The organism is Microbacterium paludicola, from assembly GCF_015235415.1.
Taxonomy (GTDB): domain Bacteria; phylum Actinomycetota; class Actinomycetes; order Actinomycetales; family Microbacteriaceae; genus Microbacterium; species Microbacterium paludicola.
Genome location: NZ_JADGLL010000096.1, coordinates 1 through 1297 on the forward strand (window position 1 = coordinate 1; position 1297 = coordinate 1297).

The window sequence follows — 1297 nt, forward strand, 5'->3', positions numbered from 1 at the left end:
ATCGTCACCCGCGCTGAGCTGACCGCGATCCAGGACTCGCTCAACGGACGACCGCGCAAAACGCTCGGCTATCTGACACCATCGGAGAAGTTCACAGAACTCGTTGCGACCACCGGTTGAATCCGCCGATCTTGAAGACCGCGTCGGCGTTTTTCGCCGCGGCGGAGCTCGACCGCAAGCTGAAGTAGCCGAGGTGCCGACTGCGGTGCTCGTCGAGTACATCGACGAGCACCGCGACCGGTTCGGGGTCGAGCCGATCTGCCAGGTCCTGCGTGACGCGGACGTTCAGATCGCCCCGAGCACCTACTACGCCGCCAAGGCGCGTCCGCCGTCCGCGCGGGCGGTCAGGGACGCGGAACTGACCGAGGACATCCGGGTGGTCCACAAGGCGAACCTTGGCGTCTACGGCGCCCGGAAGATCCACGCGGCCCTGAACAGGGAGGGCGTCGAGGTCGCCCGTTGCACGGTCGAGCGGCTGATGCGCGCCGCGGGCATCCAGGGCATCCGGCGCGACAAGACCCGCAAGACCACCTTCGGGGACGGCGCGGAGACCGATCGGCCCGCCGACCTCGTGAAGCGCGCGTTCACCGCGACGGCACCGAACCAGCTCTGGGTTGCGGACCTGACCTACATCCGCACCCACGCCGGGTGGACCTATGCCGCGTTCGTCCTGGACGTGTTCTCCCGCCGTGTCGTCGGCTGGCAGGTGTCCACGTCGCTGCGCACCGATCTCGCCCTCGACGCGCTCGAGATGGGCCTCTGGGAGCGCCGCAGAGCGGGTCAGGACATCACCGGGCTGATCCATCACAGCGATGCCGGAGTCCAATACCGTGCGATTCGCTACACCGAGCGACTCGCCGAAGCCGACGCGGTCGCGTCCGTCGGAACGGTCGGCGACAGCTACGACAACGCGATGGCCGAGGCGCTGAACTCGCTGTTCAAGGCCGAGTGCATCCGCAACCCGGTCATGCGCCCCAAGGGCGGGTGGGCGTCCGTCCGCGACGTCGAGATCGCGGTCGCCGAATACGTCGACTGGTACAACCACCGGCGCCTGCACGGCGAGATCGGACACGTCCCGCCCGCCGAGTTCGAGGCCGCCCACTGGGCATCCCACAAGCCCGTCAGCTACGTTGGAGAACAGGTTCCCGTCGGAGCCGGTTCCAGATAACCGGCTCTTCGGACATCCGGTGGGGGTCATGGGGTGAGTCCGCCGGCGGCGAGGAGCATGCGGAGCCGGTAGTTGTGCCGGTTGCGGTAGCCGCGGGCGAGGCGGCGGTGGAGCTCGATGATCCCGTTC

At 68.1% G+C, this 1297-nt stretch carries 1 protein-coding gene, 1 pseudogene and 1 other annotated feature; the gene and the pseudogene both read left to right on the top strand.

Features of this window, described 5'->3' with window-relative positions:
• Positions 1–120: pseudogene (locus IR155_RS15665) on the top strand (IS30 family transposase); the annotation flags it as partial.
• A 25-nt stretch (positions 121–145) separates the two neighbouring features.
• Positions 146–298, top strand: a sequence feature (AL1L pseudoknot).
• The gene (locus IR155_RS15670) at positions 194–1168 is read left to right on the top strand and encodes an IS3 family transposase (protein WP_167760832.1); all 975 of its coding nucleotides are present in this window, start codon (positions 194–196) and stop codon (positions 1166–1168) included. It overlaps the preceding feature by 105 nt.
• The last annotated feature ends 129 nt before the right edge of the window (positions 1169–1297 follow it).